Raw genomic sequence first — 21,800 nt, 5'->3', positions numbered from 1 at the left:
GGGCAGCCCAGCGGGAGGCAATGGGCGGCTATTCCCTTGAAAGGGAACGCTTATTGCCAAAGATATGCACTGGCCATCTTGCCCAACACACCAAACTCAAACACATGGCCCGCGGCAGTTTGCGCGACCCCGTAACAAACGTGCAAGGGCAATAAATGCTCTTCGCGGGGATGGCAGTACCTTGCGGCGGGCGCTTGTTGCCAATCAACCAGGCGCCGCTCCCGCTCCGCTTCGGTCAGCTGCTTATTGGAACAGGTGTCAATCAACCAGCCCTCAAAAGCTTGGTTCAGGGCTTGGGTTTCTGCTGTCGGGGGATCAAAAAAAGCCCTGAGGTTATGGAAACTAAAGCCTGAACCGATAATCAGCACATTTTCTTTCCTCAAGCCAGCAATGGCCTTGCCTATCCGGATATGCCCTTCAGGCTGCAAATCGTCCACTAAAGACAATTGGACGCATGGAATATCCGCTTCCGGATACATAACTTTTAAAGGCACAAACAGACCATGGTCGAAGCCCCGCTGGCCATCAAGTTTTGCGGCGATACCGTGGCTTGCCAATAAGTTGAAAACTTTTTCGGCCAACACCGGGTTGCCCGCCGCCGGATAGCGGATCTGGTAAGATTCTTTAGGGAAACCGTAATAATCATAGACCAATGCCGGCATAGGGCCACTGGTGATAGTCGGCACCCGCGCTTCCCAATGGGCGCTGACCACTAAAATGGCTGATGGCTTGCCCAGCATCGGCGTGACTATTTTTAGGAAATCCAGCAAATTTTTGTGGCCCGGATCACCCAGCAACGGCATAGGCCCGCCGCCATGGGAAAGGTACAAAACGCCCGCCAATGACGGGGACTCAGCCACCATAGCCTGTGGGTTATAGATACCATCATTCACCGTTTTAGCCCCCTTATTGGTTTTGCCGTAAGGTCACGGCGATTTCTTGCGCCAATTTGCCAAGGCATTGGCTCTGGGCACGGACCATCGCCTCGTAGTCGGTAGTTGAAGCCGGAAACTGGATCACCGAACGCCTGTCGATGCCAGCTTGGCCTTTACGCTTAATGGACCACTGGGCAATTAAGCGGCTCTGGGCGCTGGCGTCAATATTAAACTCCAATATATCAATACCAATCTGATAATCGACCAGCTGCCGCTGCGGCCACGGATAACGCACTATCCGGTCTGTGCCCAGCAGGCCGGGCAAGGCCTGGAACAGGGCGAGGGAAATGTTTTGCTCCAACGGTTCCGCCCAGCGGTGTTCTTCGGAAAGCCGGTACTGGTGTTCGGTAACGGCCACCATCATTTGCGGGCGACCCAAATACTCCGGAATGTGTATCGGCCCTAAACCAACGGTCATGTCCATATCCAGGGGTTTGGTGGCCGCCGGAAGGCGCATGTCAAGCCCGGAGCCGGCAGTCAAACGGTAAAATTGGATAGGCTTGTCTCCTCCGGTGTGCATACAACCGTCCAGCACAAGCGTGGACATCAGCATCACCCATAAAAAAACGGCCGGGCTTTTCATCGCACCTGGATATGACATGGTTTTTTACTCCTTTCCGTAAAGCAACGAATCAGGGTGACGCTGTAGGTAATCGGTCAACTCCTTAGTGGACCGGGCCGCTTCACGCAAGGCCTCCAATGATTGCCATAATGGCCCTTCCGGGGTGGCAATGGCTTCCACGGAATTCATCGAATGTTTGGAATCCAGTAAGAGGCTGTTGGCGGTATCCAGGGTTTTTTCGGTGGAAACCAACACTGGCTTAATGTCACGGGTAAATTGCTGCACCATCGTCCGGGTGTCGGTCACCGTGGCGTTCACATTATTCAACAACGGCACCAAGTTACGGTTCATCGTCGTGATGAGCTTGTCGGTTTCTTCCAACGATTGCGCCAAGGCGGCACGGCTTTTTTTAAGGTCGTCCGACGTGGTTATGTCACGGACGGCTTTTAACGTGGTGGCAAGGTCTTTTATGATGTCTTCCAGTGGTAGCTGGCGGAGTTTGGTCAATATCTCATCCGCCGTATTTCTGATTTGATCCTCAGTGCTGGGCACCGAAGGCAACTCGGCCAAGTCTTTGTAGTTAATCCCGGTCAATTTGAGCGGATCGTCACGGTGGAAGTTGAATTCCACGTACAAAAGCCCGGTCAGGAAACTTTGGATTTGCAGCTGGGCTTTGAGCCCGGCTTCAATGAGCTGGTTGGCGTTTTGCTGGCGTTCTTCAAATGTCGTTGCAGCCCTAAAAGGCTTGCCGCTGGAATCCAACACCATTTCTTGGTCAATTTCGATCACCACGGGCTTAATGATACGTGAAGCTTTTTGGTCAAGCTCTAAGGAAATTTCTTTAACCGTACCCACCTGCACGCCTTGCAATTTAACTGGCGCCCCGACATTGAGGCCATTTAACGCGGAATCGAAATAAATGACGTACTGGGTTTTCTTTTTGAGCAACTGGCCGCCGCCAAAAATCAGGATCGCAGCAATCAGCAGCACCAATGAACCCACCAGAAAAAGGCCAATGGCATAAGGATTGACAGGTTTACTCATAAATCACACCACTCCTGGTTGTTGGTTGCCGGCATACCGTTTTTGGGTTTCGCCACGGGTCAAAAAATGGATGACTTTCGGGTCTTTAGATTCGGCCAGCAGTTGTTTGGGCGGGCCCGTCGCGATAATTGTTTGGGCTTCGGTATCGAGAAACACCGAATCGCTGCCTATGGCAAAGATACTGGCCAACTCGTGGGTCACCAAAACAATGGTTGCGCCTAAATGGTCACGTAAACTGCGGATCAAATCGTCCAGCCGCTTGGCGCTGACCGGATCCAAGCCCGCCGAGGGTTCGTCGAAAAACAAGATTTCAGGATCCAGCGCCATGGCCCGCGCCAGCCCCGCCCGTTTTAGCATCCCGCCACTCAGCTCGGCAGGATAATAGTCTTCAAATCCAGCCAACCCCACCAGGGCCAGTTTGTAAGAGACCAGTTCACGTATCCGCTGGGCTTCTAAATGGGTATGCTCGGTCAATGGCAGCGCCACATTCTCAGCTAAGGTCATGGAACTTAACAGCGCGCCGCTTTGGAATAACACCCCCGTGCGCTGCAAGATACGTTGCCGGTCTTCGGGCCCTGCTTGCCACAAACTTTCCCCGTTATAAAACACATCGCCTTGGGCAGGCTCCATTAAGCCGATGAGATGCATCAACAAGGTGCTTTTACCGCAGCCGCTGGCGCCCATGATGATAAAAATATCCCCCCGGTTGATGGTGAAATTAAGGTTGCGTTGGATCACAAAATCACCATAAGCCAAGGTCATATCTTTAATGGTCAGGCAGGGCGTGGCCATGGTTTAAATTCCCAGACGGTTGCAGATCACCGTTATTAACGAATCGGCGACGACAATAAAAACAATGCCCGTCACCACGGCGGAAGTTGCGGCGTCGCCCACGTCCGAAGCGCTGCGCCCGCATTGCATGCCGCGCAGGCAACCGGAAAGTGCGATCAATACGCCGAACACCCCGCATTTGACGATACCAATAAAAAAATCCTTGAGATGGACGGCGTCGGCTGTGCGGTTTAGATATTGCAACAACGACACTTCAAAAAAATTCACGGTCACCAAGGCGCCGCCAACAATGCCCATCAAGTCAGCATACAGGCAAAGCAGGGGCATGATAAAAATAAGCGCCAGGATACGCGGCAAAACCAAAAACTCCATCGGCTTAAAACCCATCGTCTTGAGGGCGTCGATCTCGCTGTTCACCTGCATGGTGCCCAGTTGCGCCGCAAAGGCTGCACCAGTACGGCCCGTCATGATGATGCCCGTCATCAAGCTCCCCATTTCCCGCATCATGCCCAAGCCCACCATATCGGCAATATAGATTTCCGCACCAAACAAGGCTAGCTGCACCGCCCCCACGAACGCGAGGATCAACCCCGCCAACAGGCTGATCAGGGTAATGATGGGCAATGCCGACGGGCCGCAATCTTGGATATTCGTCCATAAATCGACAGTACGGAAGCGGGCCTTGGCACGCATCAAAGCCCAAAGGCCAAGCGCCGTTTCACCGATAAAAACGATGATAGCCTGGACATCATCAAATAGGCGCAAACCGCTAGCGCCCAACACTTCCAACCAAGAAACCCGGGTTGCTTTACGCCTTGCCCCGATCGGTTCCGGTATGGCATAAACCAACTGCAACAAACCTTGAATGCCTTCCGGCAGGCTGCTGGTGTCCACTTCAATGCCTTGATTTGCACCGTGATTGACCAGGCGGATCAGCTCGGTCATCAGCAAACTATCCCAACGGCCTAAATCTTGGGTCGAGAATATTAGCTTCCTGATATCCCCCTCCCCCAATTGCGCCAACACCCCATCAAGTGCCGGGACTGCGGCATCCAAAACCCAATCACCCACGAAAGCGGCTTCCATCGTCTGCCCCTGACGGCTGACATTAATTACACACGGAACACTGTCTGTCATGATGAAGTTTTAAAGCCCGTTGGTAATGGAGATAAACGTTATTAGGATTCCTGGTATACCTCGAAAGGTCAAGTTTTCGGTTTTAGGATTAACCGTTCGTCCTGAGCCTGTCGAAGGGTGGACGGTTAATCCGCTCATGGTTCGACAAGGCTCTCCTGAGGTATCGAAGGGCTCACCACGAACGGTTAATCCTAAAACCGAAAACTTGACCGTTCAGAGCATAAATCAATCCCGAACACCCGTTTCCAGTTCACTCTTCTTGCATCAACTGGTGGCGTATGGACAGCAATTCCTTCTGGCGGTTGGCATCGGCTTCGGGGTAGCCCATTTTGAGCGCCTTAAACGTATCGAGGATAATCTGGGCAATAATCAAGCGGCTATTTTTTTTGTCATCGGCAGGGACTACGTACCAAGGCGCGGTTTCGGTGCTGGTTTCGCTTAAACATACTTCATAAGCTTTCATGTATTGATGCCAGAATTTCCTTTCTTCGATGTCGGCGACACTGAATTTCCAGTATTTTTCGGGGTTGTCTATACGCTCAAGGAAGCGTTTGCGCTGTTCTTCCTTGGAAATGTGCAGAAAGAACTTGATGATCCGTGTGCCATTACGGTAAAGATGGTTCTCCAAATCCACAATAGAAAGATACCGCTCCTGCCAGATGGTTTTCTCGTCGAGCAATTCATCGGGCAACCCTTGGCTGCGCAGGATTTCAGGATGCACCCGGGCGATCAGCACTTCCTCATAATAAGAACGGTTAAAAATGCCGATCCTGCCCCGTTCCGGCAAACACTGGGTCGTACGCCAGAGAAAATCATGATCCAGTTCCATCGCGCTAGGGTGTTTAAAGCTGAACACTTGGCAGCCTTGGGGATTGACGCCGGACATGACATGCCGGATAGCGCCATCTTTTCCGGCGGCATCCATCGCCTGAAAAATCAGCAGCACGGCGTAGCGGTTAGAGGCGTATTGGAGCTGTTGCAGGGAGTTTAACTCCTCCACCTGTTCGTCCAGGAGTTGATGGTAAGCTTTTTTTGATCCGTATAAGGGATCCATAAGCGTCGGCCATTTTTTAAGGTCGACTTCATCGCCTTCCTTCACCCGGAACTCTTTGCTATGTATTTTCATTTTCCCACCGTTGTTCGTTTTGGGCGTATCGTTTTAATTCGGCCTTAGCGGAGCACAGGCAAACACCAAAGATAACAATACACCCGGAAAGGTAAATCCACAGCAACAATGCCATGATTCCGCCGAATGCGCCATAGACCGCGTTAAATGTTGCGAAACGCTTAAGGTAAATCACAAATAATCCTTGTGCCACCTGCAAAAGCACAGTAACACATAAAGCGGCGGCCCAAACCTCGGAAAAACGGGTGGCCCGATTGGGGGCTAACTTATAAAACAGGCCCAGGCCAATGAATACGACGACCGAGGGAAGGAAATAACCCGCCAAACCATAGATCCAGGGACTTAGCCCCCCCGTTGGTAACAGCCAATCTCTCGCCACTTTCACCAACACGGGCATTGCGACTGAAAAAAGCACCGCACTAACCATAAGGGCTAAGAACAGCAGGCTTTTAAAAGGCAGCCGCCACCAGTTAAAGGCTTTGGCATTCCAAGCTTGATTGGTGGAGCTAATCAATGTGGTAAAAAACTGCATGGCTGACCAAACGAGCATCAGCAGCGCAATGATGCCCGCCTGCCCACGCGCATTGACCACACCAAAAATGGTGTCAAAAATATAACTCTGCATGTCGCCACTCAGGGGGACATACGTTTTAACATAAGCAATGACTTCTAATCCCGCCTGTTCACGGTCAATAAAAATCGAGGCTATGGTGACAAAAAGGATAACTAAAGGAAACAGCGAAAAAAAAGCGTAATGTGCGAATGCGGCGGCTGACTGCGTACCGTTCATTTGGGAGAATATCTTCAGGGCAAGACAAAATACCGGCCAATATCCGGCAGGTTGATGACCCTGATTGCTATACTTTGGTGGTGCCGCCATCCTTTATCCTCCCCATATCAGCATACATCGCGTTTTTATGCCGCCCATAAGCCTATATCAATCGACTGTAAAAGACATCCAAAAATCGCTGGGATTTAGGCGTAAGGAGGTGGCCAAAAATAACTTCCAAATTCAGCGGCCAGAAAACTTCACTTAACAAACAAGTGTGGATTCAACTTCGAAGTTCAGTCATAAGTATCATGCGGCCTCTTGCTCTTGTCCAGCAAAAAACACCGCAAGCATAGCCTGCCGCTGGGACAAGACGGTGCGGACGGACGGTCATTTATATGAAGAACTCAAGCACCTGAAGAAAGAAAACGCCCGATTGATGGAGGGGCGTTATCCGCCACTTGTGCCCTTTGGGTAAAAAAGGCCGCCGGGGCTAGACGTATCCAAAAATCGGTTGCCAACCAAAGACAGCCAGCCGCCGGCACATAAGCTGGCTGATGGGAAGCCGGGCTGGCGTGTGAAACGAAACGACAATTTAAGGCCATGACGGATTCCAAGCATGATTTGCCGACTGAGGGATACACAACCGTATCATTGGTGCTAAGGGCTATGCCGCCCGCTATGCCTGACCAGGTGACGGCAAAGCTAACAGACAGTGTGTAACATTCGTAATTTACTTGATTTATAAGGTTAAAAACACTAAGGCCAGGTGTTATAATAAAAACCGAAGTTTAGATAATGGAATAAAGGCACAGATTCGGGCTTCCAGTCCGTAACCGTAAGCCACCAACTTTCTGGTGGCTGTTAAATATTTACAATAGCGCTCCCTTCCGTCTCTTATCCACTAAGGAATTTCCGTCATGTACTCTATACTCGAAGACCTAAACAAAACTTCGTTAAATATCCAAGCTTCAGCCCTTATCTCAACCGATGGTTTGGTCATTGCCTCTGCGTTGCCAAAAGGCATGGATGAGGACACTTTTGGCGCCGTTAGTGCCGCTTTAAATTCTGTGGGGACCCAAAGCATTTGTGAGCTTGCTGGTGGCGCCCTCGAGCACATTTTGATTAAAAGCACCCAAAATTACATATTAATGGCCCGTGCGGGCAAAGAATCCATATTGACCGTCATCATAAAATCCCATGATGAGTTGGAAAATCTGCTTTCTAATGTTAAACATGCCGTTGATAAAATGGTGCTTATTGCCTAAGCGTCAGTTTTTATGGAAATAATGGATATAGCCACGAACGGTAAGCCATCCCGTCCGTGGTTAGCTTTCAAGCCTGTCAGCACCCGATTGTCCCGTAGCCCTTAAGGGTAATTTGTCCCTACCACACAACCAGCCCTCGCCTGTACTCCCGCCATCAGTATAAATCGCCTAAGACCCACATCGTTTTTATGGGATAATCTGGCCTTTTATTTTCATATCCGGATACAGCCATGATTTATCCAACCATTGAATCCTTTGTCGGCAATACGCCATTGGTCAGGCTGCAACGTTTGCCTGGCAACACAAGCAACACCATCCTCGCCAAACTGGAAGGCAATAATCCGGCCGGTTCCATCAAAGACCGCCCTGCCCTGAGCATGATCAAACACGCCGAAGCTAGGGGCGAGATCAAACCTGGTGACCGGCTTATCGAAGCAACCAGCGGCAACACCGGCATAGCCCTAGCCATGGCGGCCGCAATTAAAGGCTATAAAATGACTTTAATTATGCCTGACAATATGAGCGAGGAACGCCGCGCCTCAATAAAAGCCTATGGCGCAGAAATTATCCTCACCCCCGCCGCTGGCAGTATGGAAGCCGCGATTGATTTGGCAAGAAGCATGGAAGCCGCCGGGGAAGGTAAAATCCTTGACCAATTTGCCAATCCCGACAACCCCCGCGCCCATTATGAAAGCACCGGCCCTGAAATCTGGCGCGACACCCAAGGGCAAATCACCCATTTCGTCAGTTCGATGGGGACAACCGGAACCATTATGGGTAACTCCCGTTTTCTTAAAGAGCAAAACCCCAATATCCAAATCATCGGCGTGCAACCGGAAGGCAACTCCAAGATCCCCGGCATCCGCCGTTGGCCTCAAGAATACCTGCCCAAAATTTACCAAGCCGAACGGGTTGACCGCATTATTGATGTAGATCAAGCCACGGCTGAAGAAACTACCCGCGCCCTGGCGGCAAGGGAAGGTATTTTTGCCGGCATTTCCTCTGGCGGGGCTGTTTCGGTCGCATTGAAATTGTCCGCTGAACTTGAAAATGCAGTGATCGTGGTCATTGTTTGTGACCGTGGTGACCGCTATTTATCGACAGGCGTCTTTCCTGGCTAAGATAATCCCTTAAAACCCTTCGATAAGCCCAAGACGAGCGTAACGGCAACGCTTTGATTCCGTCACATGCCGGGCTTGTCGAAGGGGGCCGTTTTTTCAACGGTTCCTGAACACATAAAAAACCAACCACCTTTCCCTACAAGAACATACATACAGAATGGCCCGAAGAAGAAGCAGAACCCCAAAACTCCCCGACACTCCCGTGACCGTTTCCATAGAATCATTGACCCACGATGGGCGCGGCGTCGCGCATGTCGATGGCAAAGTGATTTTTATTGACGAAGCCTTGCCAGGTGAAGCAGTGGAATTTATTTATACCGAAAGCCGCAAAGATTACGCGGAAGGTAAAGTCGTTAAACTGTTGAGCCGCGCCGAAGACAGGGTGGATGCCGAATGTGCACATTACGGGACGTGTGGTGGCTGTAGTTTCCAGCATGTGGAATCATCGGCACAAATCCGTATCAAGCAAGGTTTGCTGGTGGAGCAATTTAAGCGCATCGGCAAAGTGGAAATCCCCGAGTTGTGGGAACCCTTGCAAGGCCCGCATTGGGGCTACCGCCGGAAAGCCCGCATGGGTGTCAAGTATGTGGCCAAAAAAAACCGCGTCTTGGTCGGTTTCCGGGAAAAACGCCATCCATATTTAGCTGAAATAGACAGCTGTATCGTCATGCATCCTTGGGTCGGCACCCGCCTTGTGGCTTTAGGTGAAATGATAGGAAGCCTAAGCATCCGCGAGAAAATCCCGCAAATTGAAGTGGCTATCGGCGATGAACAATGTGTGTTGGCGATCCGGGTCTTGGAGCCGCCAACTCCCGATGACATTGAAAAAATGCGTGTGTTCGCCCATGCCCATGCGGTCAGCTTGTGTTTGCAAAGCAAAGGCCCGGATACGATAACCCCGCTGCCAGGGGAGCCGGAAGCCATACCCACGTATCGGCTACCTGAGCAAGGCATAGAATTTAAATTCCGGCCCGCCATGTTCACGCAAGTCAATTACGACATCAACCGGCAAATGGTCAGCCGCGTGCTTGACACCCTGGATTTGAACGCCAATGACAATGTCTTGGACTTGTTTTGCGGGCTGGGCAATTTTACCTTGCCGATGGCGACCCAGGCGGGCTCGGTCGTTGGTATTGAAGGTGACCAACCCCTTGTCAACCATGCCAAAGAAAACGCCCTGCATAACAATATCCACAACGTCGAGTTCTATGCGGCCGACCTGAGCAAAGACATCAGCGACCAACCTTGGGCAAACCGCAAATACAATAAAATCTTGCTCGACCCCTCTAGGGCGGGTGCGTCCGAAGTCTTGGCACATATTAAAAATTGGCAGCCCGAGCAAATTGTATACGTCTCCTGCAACCCTTCAACACTCGCCCGTGACGCAGGGATTTTGGTCAACGAACTAGGCTACAAACTGGTTAAGGCTGGCGTTATGGACATGTTCCCACAGACCGCCCATGTGGAATCCATTGCCTTGTTCACTAGGGACTTGTTTTAAAAAGCGGTTGCCCGCCCAGAGCGCCTCCTTAAACTGGCGGCGTGGGAGGCTCGCCTCCCTCATGTGCTGCTACGCGTAGGGGATCCACGCCCATGCGCCTTGCGCTCAAACCACTTTGCCCTCTTTAATATATTCCCGCAAAATCGCCGCTTCCAACCGTTTAAGGTCGAGACAAACGGAATTGTCGGCCAGCGCTTCAATGGCGCAAAATTGGGTGACGTTTAAAATCCCCGCACCGGTCAGTTCGTAACGCGCGGCGATCTGTTGCCAGTCGATGTCGGCGGCGATATTGAGTTGGGGAGGAAAGGTTTTGCGCCAGATTTCATAGCGTTCTTCCGTACTTGGCATGGGGAAATGGATAATCGCATGGAAGCGCCGCACAAAAGCGTCGTCAATGTTGCCGCGTTGGTTGGATGCCAAAATCACCAAGCCGTTATAGCCTTCTATACGTTGCAACAAATAGGCAACTTCCTGATTGGCATATTTGTCATGGGCATCGCGGATGTCGGTGCGTTTGCCAAACAATGCGTCGGCTTCGTCAAAAAACAATATCCAGTTTTTATGTTCGGCTTTATCGAAGAGTTTTGACAAGTTTTTCTCGGTCTCGCCGATGTATTTGGACACCACACGCGACAAGTCAATGCGGAACACGTCCTTACCGGTTTGCTTGCCCAACAGCGTTGCGGTCAAGGTTTTGCCAGTGCCGGGCGGGCCGTAAAACAAAGCCCGGTAGCCAGACTTTAGCCTTTTGTGCATTCCCCAATCCTGCAACAAAATATCGTTGTAGGTGATCCAATTCTCAATCTCCCGGATATGGCGCAAAGTATTAGGATGTAGCACCACATCCCCCCATTCCATACCCGTTTCCAGAGGTTCGGCAGGGAAATCCATGCTGAAACGTGGTTTGCTGACGGTACCAAGAGTGATCAGTTCAATAATTTCCGGGTCAACCAACACCCGGCCGCTTAGCAATGGTTCACCTTCTGGCACTGTCTCAAGCCAGAGGATATGTTGTTGTGAAAACCAATGTTCATAGCCAAAAATGCGTTGTACCACCAAACGTTTTTCAAGGTCATCACCCGCGAGGATAAACTGGGCGGTTTCGCCAGTCGGCAGCATCCCCCGATGATGGGTCGCTTTTACCCCGCCAAACTCTGGAAAATCGCCGCCTTCGGGAAAGTACGCGGCGATGGCTTTATTAAAAAATCCAGGTTGCAAATGGGTGGCAACCGCTAACATCAATACGGTAAACTCTTCAAAACTGGGGTTGTAGTAGGCGATAAACTGGGCTAGCCATGAGTTTTCTGTATAGAAATCCAGGGGTTGGGCCTGGAAGCCCTCCTCTTGTCCGAGAAATACCCGCAAGCGGGACGTGACGATATTCTGTGTCCAGATTAGGGCTTGTTGCAGGTTGGCTATGTTGGTGTCCATTGTGTCAACTGTTGGGATTATTGGGTTTTGAACAGCGAAGGTCATTCAGCCTGCTCCGAACACTCGTCGTGATAAGGTGAATGCCCGGTTACATTCAGGGGTGGCTATGCGTACCAAAAAGTGATAACCGATAACATGATGTACAAGGGTACGCACAGCGTACCCTACAGGGCTATTCAATCCATGCTCGAAAATGTTGATGCAAACGTAATGACTCACGGAAGACAGATGCGACAGCTTTCAACATGCGAACATGCTCTTCGTTGACATATTCATCAGGGATTTCTTCGGTGGCCTCTGGGACTAAAGGTGGCGAATGACTTATCTGATCAGCTAAGTTCTCTATAAATTTGACCAAAGTCTCAAGTTCTTCTGGCAAAGCATAGATATAGTCATTAGGGTCATTGTTCTCCGAGCATGAAAATGACCGAAGCCTTTCTGTGTTATTGGCGTCTAAATGTTCACCGAAGTCCAAAATTAAATCCCAATGCTCTTTGGGTAAAGTGACCCAGCGTTCGTCGTGCCATGGAGAGTTTTCAAGTGGCAAGGTATCAGTATCTTGACCTGGCGCTACGAATATTTGCCATGATCGCTTCATTGTCTAATCCTTCAATTAAAGAGTGTTTTAAGCTCCGAGTTTCATAGTTCAAATATATTTTTTCATTAGGTCAATAACTTTATTAACTAATTCAGCTTCGGTAACTCGAAGTTGAATTCCAGTTGATTGATCGGGGCCTGGAGTAATAGGGGTAACGACGATTTTATCAACAAGCACCTTGCTTAGATACATGGATCGGAAGTTTGCTAGAGAGGTGGTTCCTGCACTAGAAACAACATTTACTCCAGTAATTAGGTCATATTTTTTATTTATTCCGAAATGAGATTTCACATAAGTGACTATATCTGGAGGACTTAGCGGTACGTTAGCGAAATGTCCTAAATTCTTTCGGTCTTTTTTGGCTTTAAACTCAGTTGGCTTTGTTTTCGCGCTTACAATTTCTTGTACGCCTGTAGTACCAATTATAAGATAATCAAGCTCTGCCTGCCCTCCCCCTATAACGCTACCGGAGGCAGAAACCCATTGTAAGTAAGGATTCCTAATCATGGTGAGTTTTGCTTCATCAACTAATTGTTGTAGAGCAACCGCTCCTACTGCTTCGACCATTTTACCTGTTGTTACATGGCCTCCAGTTCTAATAAAAGCCTGAGGGTTTGCTATATATGACGCTTTAATACCTAAGGTTGGTTTTTCTGAGTCCTTTTTCTTAATTTGCTCGGAGTATTCCTTGGCAACTTTGTCCAATTCAAGTAATTCTTCGGGGGTAAATAAGATACCTGGAGGCCCTTCAAGAGTTGGATTAATAATGGCTCTGACGTGATATTGGCCTTTCTTGTCTTTCGCCAATACGAGAGAGGTTAATTTAAACTTGGCCTTTATTGCTGGGAGTTTTGCTTCTACCGTCTTAACAGTAGCATCTTTGACCCCCATTTCTTGCTTAACCTCTGCGACGGCGGATTTTAAGGCTAGTTGATTTTCATTTTCGGGCCCCTTATCTTTGTCTTTCCCAAACAACGCCTTAGCCTTAGCCACAACCCAAGCCAACGCCGCATCAATCGCCTTGTCCACTTTGTCACGCACTTTGTCGATGACTTCCTTGATTTTGTCGGTGACCTTACCTAGCCCTAAGAAACCTGCGAGGAAGCTGATCGCCAAGGACAACAGGCCGCCGAGTATGCTTTCCACCCGCCGCGCGGCGGAGCTGATGTTGCCAGCGGCGATGGCGACGATGGAGTCTATGAAGGCCATGACCACTTGGGCGATTTTTGCGAGCTTCTCCACGAACACGGTGACGGTGTCGTAAATCGAGATGATGGCGGGGATGAAACCTGCGCCCGGGATGAACATGCCGATCAGCTTGGGGATGGCTTTTTTGATGATGGTGTCGGTGACAAAACCCGTGATGCCACTGACGACTTGGTCTTTAAGGTCGGTGAGTTTCTCCTGGATCATTTCCCATGCCGCCGCCATGCCGCCTTCAGCTATTTTTTTGACGACTTCAAAGCCTTTGATGGCCCACTCAACGCCTTTTTCGATGCCGCCGATGATTTTTTCGCCTTTGTCGCCCAGCGCCTTGACAAGTTTTTTGCGTATGCCCGCCCAAGTGATGCCCAAGACGCTGAGGGCGAGCTTGCCCAGCTCCGGCAAGCTCAGTGCTTTCGGGATGTAAACCCCGGCCAGTGAGCCTGTGAGCCAATCAATCAGCCCCGCTTTGAAATGGCCGCCGAAATTGGAGCCAAAACTTTCAAAGCCAAGTTTGGCGGCTTTTACGAGGTTGCCGACGAAGGGCATGGGATTTTTGAGAATGCTTTTGAGTGCTGCGCCTGTGCGTTTGACATAGGCCATCACCCCTGGCTTGACCGAGTCGAAGATGATTTCCAAAAGGTTCCAGACCGCATCCAACCCCCAGTTGATAAAGCGCCCGGCGAAACTGCCAAAAACTTTGGCAAGTTTGATAAACGCATTGGGGATTAAAATGAGGTCGGCGATTTCCAATGCTTGGAAGGCGGCAAGGAACAGCCCTGGGATTTCGTTGATGAAGCCTTTGACGGCGGCGACAGCGCCCTTAAACCAAGCGAAGGCGCGGGCTATCGCGTTGGCTTTTTTCATGTTGGCCCAAGTTTCTTCTTGGCCGATAAATTTCAAGAACGCCCCCATCAGCGCTTCGGCATCATCAGGTACTTTTTCGTTGGTGATGGGGTCTTTGCCCATCACCGCACACAGCAGGGCGTAGCCATTAGTGTTGGCTTTGGCGTAGGCGGCGATGGGTTTGAGTATGGCGTCCTTAATGAACGTGATGATGTCAGTGGCCAGCCCTTTGCCGAAGGAAATGAGCCGGTCTATGGGTGCAGTGAAAATTGTGACGGCACGGTTAAACACGCCTCCCCAATTCCAAGGCGCCAAATCTGCCACACCCAGCGTAGCGATAAAATCGCTGAGGGCGTTTTTGAATTGGCTGCCAACCATGCCCAAACTTTTGATTTGCCCGCCCAGCCAATTGGCGACCTTGTCGATAATCCCGTGGCTGTCCAGCGCTTTGGTGATCAGTGCGCCACCCGGTATGAACTCGATCAATGCCCGAAGCATGTTGGCCGCCCCGGTGTCTACGCCCTGCATCGTAATCGGGTTGACACCGAGGATGATGGTAAACATGCGGAAGCCCATGATGTTGTTGGCTTTACCGGCAATCCAGTCGCGTATTTCGTCTTTGGCTGAACGCTGGATTTTTGGGGGGGTGGTGGTTGTGCTGATCTGCGGGCTACGTTGGATGGTGTGGCCTTGTTGGACGGTGTGCGTCAGTTCATGGGCGAGCAGTTTTTTGCCTTCGCTGCTGCCGGGTTGGAATTGGTCGTGGGAAAAGAAAACGTGATTTTGATAGGTGAAGGCGCGGGCGCTCAACTGGTTGCTCAAGCCAGCCGATTCGGGGTCGCTGTGGACGCGCACATTACTGAAGTCGGCATTGAAGCGCGGTTCCATAAAACTGCGCACATCACTTGAAAGAGGTTGGCCACCAGTGGTTTTGTTCTGAATTGCCGATTGAATGTTTGAATGTACCGCAGGTGTGCCATCGCCGCCTTTACGTTGCAGCTTGTCTTCGTTAGCGGGTGCTTTTTGTAGTTTATCGTCGTCTTTCTTTTGGATTTTTTCATCGGGCATAGCGGCCTTTTGAATCTTCCCCTCTTCATTTTTCTGGACTTTTTCCTCAGGCATCGCTGCTTTTTGGATGTTGCCTTCTTCTTTTTTCAGTAGCTTTTCATCCGGCTGGCGTTGCAGTTTTTCTTCTTTTCCGGGCATGGGAGCCGGTGATGGCATACGCATGACCTTATCCGCCATAAGGTCGGCTTCCTGCTCGAATGTGTCTCCTGGCTTGTTGACCGCCATTTTCATTTGTACCGCAGGCGCAAAAAAACCGCCGCCTGCTTTGGCAAAAAAGGGTTGGTTTGCCGACTGGCTCGCCTTTTTAGAGGAGGTATTGGATGATTTTTCGGCGCTGGTTTTCATCATTCCCCCTTAATATAGCCATTCCACCCAAAGCAGCCGCCCCATCCATGGCAACCTAACCATGCTGATCCCCCAAGGCAGTTGGTTTAACAGAATATCAAAGGTGTTGCCTTCAACTTGCAATCGCCAGTCGCCATCATCCCGTAAGCTGATTTTGCCTGCACGCAGCAAATAAGCGCCCCGTAAGCCGTCGATACCTGTGTTTTTTAATGCTTCCCAGTGACGGATGACCGCTTCGAGCAAAGCGGTTGCCTCTATTGCTTCCTCATCAGTCAAGCTAATATTGGCTTCGACTGGAGCCGTTAAGGGGATATTACAAAGCAGTTTCGGTAAGGCCAGTTCATATTCCGGTGCCGTGCGTTGCCCCGTTGTCAAAAAATGCAATAACACCACTGCACGCTCTGCTTGGGTAAGCCGGTCGTCGGTGGCAATGTTTAAGGCATTGAAACATTGCGGCAGGAACGGATGCAGCAGCACCATTCCGGCATTACCGATATAAATACCGTCATGGGCATCAGGGTGCTGGTTGGTCTGCGGGCTTTCTATGGCAAAAGCACCAGCCATATCGTGGCCGGTAACCGCTGCGGTTGCCTCTTGGGGGTATTGCTTGGCTTGTCCGTCTTGGGCTGGTGCGTGACCGGAACCGGCAGGATTTTTGCCAGCCAGGTTTTCGCGTCCAAACGGGGTAGGCAGGTCAGATGAAGGTTTATTGGGCTGTTGTCGTGAAGGCGGCGGATTTTTAAAAGGCCGTGGGATTCCCCCATCCAGAATGGCACCGGGCCAATGGCTTTCCAGCAGGGTTGCCCAATCACTTGCTTGGGCCAACGTAACCGGCAGTTTTTGCCAAACGATTTGGATGATCCGGGTTTCCGGGTAATGCTTTTTTGTCGGTATCAGCGCAAATACGGTTTCCCAAACCTGCTTTATAAAAAGCTGGCGGAAATCCGCTGGGATTTCAATGTGTTGTAGCCCTTGCAACAGCCCATCGACAACTTTTTTAAGGTCTGGAGCTATCCGTCCCAATAGGATGGCCAAAAAGCCTTCGGAGAATTGCCGGACTAGACGTTGCCTGGAATGGACTAAGGTTAGCGTAGAAAAGGCGGCCTCGGAAATGCGGCTTGACGGATTGTCTTGCCAGGCCGCCAGTAGCGTTTGTTCCAGATTTTGGCCTTCCGGCAACCATAGGCCCCAAGGCAGTGTGCCATTCGTTAAAAAGTAAACCCAGGCGTCTTCTAAGTGGTGCAAGACCGGTTGTTGCTTCATTCCGTCAGGGCTTGTTAGCCTAACCGTTGGTCGGGTTTTGGCGGGCATTTGCGCCCGGATGGCCTGTTCAAGCGCTTGTTCGATCAGGATGGGCAAATCCAGCTCAAAACGCTCAATCCCCACCTCGCCCGCATCAATCTCCAGCCGCTCCAGCGACCAATGTTCGCCGTCCGGCACCAACCGCCCCAACGTCCGCTCAAGCACAGGTAACAGATTATCTTGAACCCAAACAGGCAGCCGGGTTTGCAACGCCATGCCCTCCGCCTCACTACCGGCCAGTTCAATATGCAAGTGCTGTTGGCGGATAGTATGGGGCATTAGGTTCGGTCTTCAACGGTAAAGCTAAAGCAACCGGTATCGCTGATCGCCGTCAATTTGATAAAACCGCCGGGTTGCCAGAAAATTTCAAGTTGTTCCCCGACATAAAATGGCTCGTCCGTCTGGCTCGTAAAATCCCAAACCCATGCGGCAATACCCGTCCTAGGCATGTCTTCGTTGATGGCAAAAAAGAAATGGTTATCGCCAATGCCATCAGAAATGAACCCGGGGTTCAGGTCGAAGCCCGTACACACGTCGGCGAAGCCACTGCCAGTGCACTGGTTGCGCTGGCTGCAAGCAAAAGCGGGCACTCTGGCCATTTTATTTTCCCGATGGCGGTTGACGAACACGGCCCCATCGGTGGGCGCATCTGAGACGCCGGTTTCATTGCCATAGCTGACGGAAAAGCTGGCCAAATCAGTGGAAAATCCGGAAATGAAGAAATTAAAATCGAAACCGAGCTTAAAACGGTCTTTAATAAAATGTTCTATCCACAAGACGCCAAAAGGGTCGCTGTCCTGGGGTTCATAACTGATTTTCAAACGATCCGTGCCCAAATCCCCAAAAACTTCGCTGAGTTGCTGATTGACCGCTTCGTTGAGTTTTTGGATGACAGCGCCTATGGCCTGGTTAAAATCCTGGTTGAGATCATCGGCTTTGATTTGCAACAAATCCCCAGCCCCTTCCAATTTGAGGTTTTGGCCATTGAAGCTTAATGCGACCTCGGATTCCTGTTGGTAGTCTTCATAGGGCAAACCCTCTTTAGTAGGCTGCAACCAAAGCCGGTAAGCGCAGCGTCGGGAATTGCCCTCATCTGGCAGTTTGCAAGGTGGCGGGCAAGTGTGGCTGATTGTGGCGGTTAAGGCGCACCCGTTTTGGTCAATGACGTTGATTGAAAAATCCCCGCCACTTGCAATCGGGCCGGAGGTGAAACCGGCCCCCACCATATCCTGGCCATTGACACGGTATGGAGGCGTGCCGCCAAAAACCGGAATGACGGCGACATAGGTTTGGGCGTTTTCATCACAAGTGATTGCCGGTTCGCCAATACGTAAAGCTTGCGTGATGTTGACAGTTTTCCTGGCCGATGACGTGTCGTTGGCATCTTGGACTATCAAGGTATGTTCGCCGACCGGCACATGCACCGGGTTGGTCAAGGATTGGAAGCTTCCGTCATCAACCTTAATGCGATATGGCGGCATCCCGCCTTTTGGCGTTACCGTCACGGGCGCGAATGCCACCTCTGGGTCGGTTTGGGTGCAGCCGATGCTGACTGTGAATGTCGGCGGTATTTTCGGTAAGACAAACTGCACGGACGCACAGCCAGCGTGACATAAATAAGGCAGGTAAAAATCGCCTATGACCGTCCCGTCGGCAAAGCCGTCAACTGTTTGGGCGATAATTTCGTCAACTGCCGACAATTGTGGGTTCAATGGTGGGAAAGATGGCCTGATTGGGATCCGGCTAGGGTCAAAGACCGGATTTATGCCTGCCAAACCGGCCAATACCACTTGCATATCGGGGTCATTGATGAAATCTGTTTTATTATGCAAACGGTTAACGGCATCCACAAAAAGATTCTGCGTGACGGCATCGGACACAACTGGCGCTAACACGGCTTGGGCAGGGGCGATGCCGACGCCAGCCTGACCCAGGACGGTGGCTGGCGTGTTAGCGTCCACTAGGGCGTTGCCAATGACAGCTGGATTAATTGCCATTTTCCCGGTGCTTACCGCCACATTGGCGGCATCCAATTTTTCGGTGCTGGCGATGCCGGCAAAGGCGCTATGGCTGGCGGCAATTGCGCTAGGGGCAGACACGAGGTTATTGGGGCTTACTGTACGGGTGACTTCCGGGTTTAAAAAATCGTTGCTGGCGGCCGTAGACAGCGATGCCGCAGATATAGGCGCACGCGCCCCTCTTGTCACTTCCGTTCCGGCATTAAGCACACGGGTATTGGCGGACACCGGATTCACGGCGACCGGGGAAGCCACAAACCCAGCCGGGTTAGCCGGCACAGGTGAAGGCGCGGCTTCCGGACTAATCGCCACTTCGACATTTAATGGTGCGGCGGTGAAGGTCGGGTTATAAACGAAAGGGCCAAAGCTCTCCTGATTTATATGCTGGGGCAGGATAATTCTGGCTTGGAACGGGTTGGCCAGGGCTCCAATGCCACTATTATTAGCGGAAGCAAAGTCCGATGGCGCAGACGGCTCTTGGTGGTAAACGAGGATAAAGGTGCCGCCCATTGGCACCCCCGCTTTATGCTGTATGCCCGGATGGACGGTAAGAAAATTGCCGAGGAACTGTTTTTTCTTTAGTTCACGTATACGGAGCAGGTACTCATTGTTAAGCGCCTTCAGCGCATCCAATTGGCAGGCAAACAGGATGGCTTCAAGCCTGTCATCGATTTCTTCCCATCTCAAAACCACCGCAGTGCCGTACAGGTTATCAGTGATTTGCTCACGTTTGCTTTCAATGGCATTGACAATAACCGCCAAATTCCGATAACGGGTTTCCAGGCCGACAAAATTAACATTGGCAAAATCCTCCACCAAGGCATCGGTTAGTTTGACCAAGTAAAAAAAACTGTAATAAACGATACTGTCGTCCGGGTTAAAGCTGTTAATCAAGTCAGCCATATAATGGGCGTCAATTTCAGGCACAACCCCACCCTGCTGGATAATGACATCTTCAAAAATACGCCCCAGCGTGTTGGGCTTGACAAAAAAATCTGGCTGATAGCGGTTGATGGCCGCAAACTGGGACTTAACTGGCGAAGTGACTTGGGAGCCGCTTTCGTAAGGCAGGTCATAGAAAGATGTCAGCTCCGCCACCAAAAAGCATAGGATTTGCTCGCGCGTCGTCACATAAAGCAAATCCAAATCCTGAAACCGGCAATTTTCCTTGCTTACGTCTATTGGTGCGGTTTCGTCGAACGCGCCTGAGCGCAAGGCGATAATGTCGATAGGCAAGCGCTGGCTGGATTTGATCGCCAACAAATTGTCCATCACATGCGGGTAAGGCTTGCCTAAGTGCCCTTCAATGCGCAGGAAATTAAAAGGTTCCAAGTCATAAGCCAGGGGGTTGCTGGCAAAAGCAGGGGCGGCAGGTTGATATTCAGCGGCACGGTAACTTAAGTTCTGGTTGGCTTTGTTGCCCTGGGTTTTATCGTCATTCCATAACTGATACAACGGTGGCGTTGCGGTTTGTCCGTAATAATAAGGTATCGCCTTTTCGGACAGCGGTTGGTTGCCCAGTTTTGATGGCGTGATGCGGATTTGGGGGTCTATTGCCGCGTCGGTCATCGGCGGTAAGCTAGGCGAGTCGGTGAAGTTGTTGACCATTTCGACCATGCGCCGGAACAACAGCAGCACTTGCCGGGTAAGTTGTTCGCAACGGCTGATAGCCGCCGAAGCCAGGAAGCTTTGCCGGTAATTTACCGCGTGGTTGTCGGGAATCGGCAAACCCAGTGCCAAATGCCGGGGGAAAAGTTGTTCCGATGGGCAACAAGCGCACAATAAGCCCTGCCCTGCTTGGCGGAATTCGTCATAAGCACTCAGCAAATCAGAAAAGAAACCGTAATAATATTGCAGGAAGCGCACCTGCGCCGTGCTGGTTGGGGCGGTGCTTAAAAATCCAAATTGGGCGCTAAAGCCAGCAAAAGGGTTACTGCTGTAAGCCGCCTTCAGGACGGGTTGAAAGGCTTGATACGCTTGGGATAAGGCCGCACTGGTGTTGGCCACCAGATTATCCCTGCCAAATAGCTCTAAAAATGCTTTCAACAATTGGTTGCTGCTGACCGGATGGCTATTGGGGACGTCAAAACGGGGCATACGCAAATCAGGCAAGTCCAGTTGCGCCAATAAGGACGCCGCCAATTCGGATGGCGTCAATTCACTGGACGTTTGCTTGGCCTTAGTGGTGATTTCAGCCAAATCAGCTTTGCTGACTAACAAGCGCCTGACTTTAACGGCTACCCGTGCTCCCTTATCGTCGCAATTGTTAGGGCTGCAATTGCGTAAGCCCGCTTTGTCCAACTCCAGAAATAGGACAACAGCCTTATCGTCCAGAAAATTAGGCGGGGTTTGCAGTGGCCGGGTGTCCGGTTCCCCTGCCGGGAACAGTTCCCAAAGCGGATAAGCCGTGTCCGCACTTTTTTTAAATGGCGGATAAGCAATATCGGTAGGCAACTCGTACTTCCGGTACGCTACTAATGCCAAGTCGCCGGATTCGACAATGAGATAGCCCTCGGAAGTGACGCCGCACCCCCTGGAAATATGAATGGCGGTGGGCGGGGTTATGCCGTCAGTTTTTAACTCCAAGCCGCAAGCAATGCCAATGCCGATGAGGTTGGCGCGGGTCAGCCGCTCTTGTTCGTCCAGAAAATCGAATGCTTGGTTTAAATGGGCATTGGTCAGTACCTGATTGGCTTCAAAGACCGGATAATTATCTTGTTTTGCGTGCATGGCG

15 protein-coding genes are annotated in these 21,800 nt (G+C 51.0%); 3 read left to right on the top strand and 12 right to left on the bottom strand.

Annotated features, from left to right (window positions below; translation table 11 throughout):
- Positions 1 to 50 precede the first annotated feature (50 nt).
- The 7 genes from METMI_RS0116545 to METMI_RS0116515 all read right to left on the bottom strand — a co-directional run bounded on the left by METMI_RS0116545 (position 51) and on the right by METMI_RS0116515 (position 6,476).
- Positions 51 to 893: a DODA-type extradiol aromatic ring-opening family dioxygenase gene (locus tag METMI_RS0116545; RefSeq protein WP_019867414.1), complete on the bottom strand. Its 843-nt coding sequence runs from the start codon at positions 891 to 893 to the stop codon at positions 51 to 53.
- Positions 894 to 906: 13 nt separating this feature from the next.
- The gene (locus METMI_RS0116540) at positions 907 to 1,536 is read right to left on the bottom strand and encodes a PqiC family protein (protein ID WP_083930376.1); all 630 of its coding nucleotides are present in this window, start codon (positions 1,534 to 1,536) and stop codon (positions 907 to 909) included.
- 6 nt (positions 1,537 to 1,542) lie between these two features.
- The gene (locus METMI_RS0116535) at positions 1,543 to 2,541 is read right to left on the bottom strand and encodes an MlaD family protein (protein WP_019867412.1); all 999 of its coding nucleotides are present in this window, start codon (positions 2,539 to 2,541) and stop codon (positions 1,543 to 1,545) included.
- Between the two features lie 3 nt (positions 2,542 to 2,544).
- Positions 2,545 to 3,333: an ABC transporter ATP-binding protein gene (locus METMI_RS0116530; RefSeq protein WP_019867411.1), complete on the bottom strand. Its 789-nt coding sequence runs from the start codon at positions 3,331 to 3,333 to the stop codon at positions 2,545 to 2,547.
- 3 nt (positions 3,334 to 3,336) lie between these two features.
- Positions 3,337 to 4,470 carry an MlaE family ABC transporter permease gene (locus tag METMI_RS0116525; protein ID WP_029151764.1) on the bottom strand — a complete coding sequence of 378 codons (1,134 nt, stop codon included), beginning with the start codon at positions 4,468 to 4,470 and terminating at the stop codon, positions 3,337 to 3,339.
- A gap of 250 nt (positions 4,471 to 4,720) precedes the next feature.
- The gene (locus METMI_RS0116520; protein ID WP_019867409.1) at positions 4,721 to 5,596 is read right to left on the bottom strand and encodes an ADP-polyphosphate phosphotransferase; all 876 of its coding nucleotides are present in this window, start codon (positions 5,594 to 5,596) and stop codon (positions 4,721 to 4,723) included.
- On the bottom strand, positions 5,583 to 6,476 hold the full coding sequence (locus METMI_RS0116515; RefSeq protein ID WP_083930374.1) for a YihY/virulence factor BrkB family protein: 894 nt from the start codon (positions 6,474 to 6,476) through the stop codon (positions 5,583 to 5,585). Before METMI_RS0116515 ends, METMI_RS0116520 begins: the two co-directional genes overlap by 14 nt.
- An 809-nt stretch (positions 6,477 to 7,285) precedes the next feature.
- On the opposite strand from METMI_RS0116515, the gene METMI_RS0116510 reads away from it, so the two are divergent.
- From METMI_RS0116510 to rlmD, 3 genes are all read left to right on the top strand, one after another.
- Positions 7,286 to 7,633: a roadblock/LC7 domain-containing protein gene (locus METMI_RS0116510; RefSeq protein ID WP_019867407.1), complete on the top strand. Its 348-nt coding sequence runs from the start codon at positions 7,286 to 7,288 to the stop codon at positions 7,631 to 7,633.
- 230 nt (positions 7,634 to 7,863) lie between these two features.
- Positions 7,864 to 8,754, top strand: coding sequence for a cysteine synthase CysM (gene cysM, locus METMI_RS0116505; RefSeq protein ID WP_019867406.1), 891 nt, complete (start codon positions 7,864 to 7,866; stop codon positions 8,752 to 8,754).
- Positions 8,755 to 8,911: 157 nt separating this feature from the next.
- On the top strand, positions 8,912 to 10,255 hold the full coding sequence (gene rlmD, locus METMI_RS0116500; protein WP_029151763.1) for a 23S rRNA (uracil(1939)-C(5))-methyltransferase RlmD: 1,344 nt from the start codon (positions 8,912 to 8,914) through the stop codon (positions 10,253 to 10,255).
- Between the two features lie 105 nt (positions 10,256 to 10,360).
- Here the strand turns inward: rlmD and METMI_RS0116495 are convergent, their stop codons facing one another.
- From METMI_RS0116495 to METMI_RS25650, 5 genes are all read right to left on the bottom strand, one after another.
- Positions 10,361 to 11,686: an ATP-binding protein gene (locus METMI_RS0116495; RefSeq protein WP_019867404.1), complete on the bottom strand. Its 1,326-nt coding sequence runs from the start codon at positions 11,684 to 11,686 to the stop codon at positions 10,361 to 10,363.
- A gap of 172 nt (positions 11,687 to 11,858) precedes the next feature.
- Complete coding sequence (locus METMI_RS0116490) at positions 11,859 to 12,284, bottom strand: hypothetical protein (protein ID WP_019867403.1); 426 nt, start codon at positions 12,282 to 12,284, stop codon at positions 11,859 to 11,861.
- Positions 12,285 to 12,332: 48 nt separating this feature from the next.
- Entirely contained in the window at positions 12,333 to 15,749 is a 3,417-nt protein-coding gene (locus tag METMI_RS0116485; RefSeq protein WP_156829879.1) for an eCIS core domain-containing protein, read from the bottom strand.
- 6 nt (positions 15,750 to 15,755) lie between these two features.
- Positions 15,756 to 17,327, bottom strand: a complete 1,572-nt coding sequence (locus tag METMI_RS0116480) for a contractile injection system tape measure protein (protein ID WP_019867401.1) — start codon at positions 17,325 to 17,327, stop codon at positions 15,756 to 15,758.
- On the bottom strand, positions 17,327 to 21,796 hold the full coding sequence (locus METMI_RS25650) for a hypothetical protein (RefSeq protein WP_019867400.1): 4,470 nt from the start codon (positions 21,794 to 21,796) through the stop codon (positions 17,327 to 17,329). The genes METMI_RS0116480 and METMI_RS25650 overlap by 1 nt, the downstream gene beginning before the upstream one ends.
- Positions 21,797 to 21,800 lie beyond the last annotated feature (4 nt).

It is taken from the genome of Methylovulum miyakonense HT12 (genome assembly GCF_000384075.1).
Taxonomy (GTDB): domain Bacteria; phylum Pseudomonadota; class Gammaproteobacteria; order Methylococcales; family Methylomonadaceae; genus Methylovulum; species Methylovulum miyakonense.
This window is presented reverse-complemented; position numbering and strand designations above follow the sequence as displayed.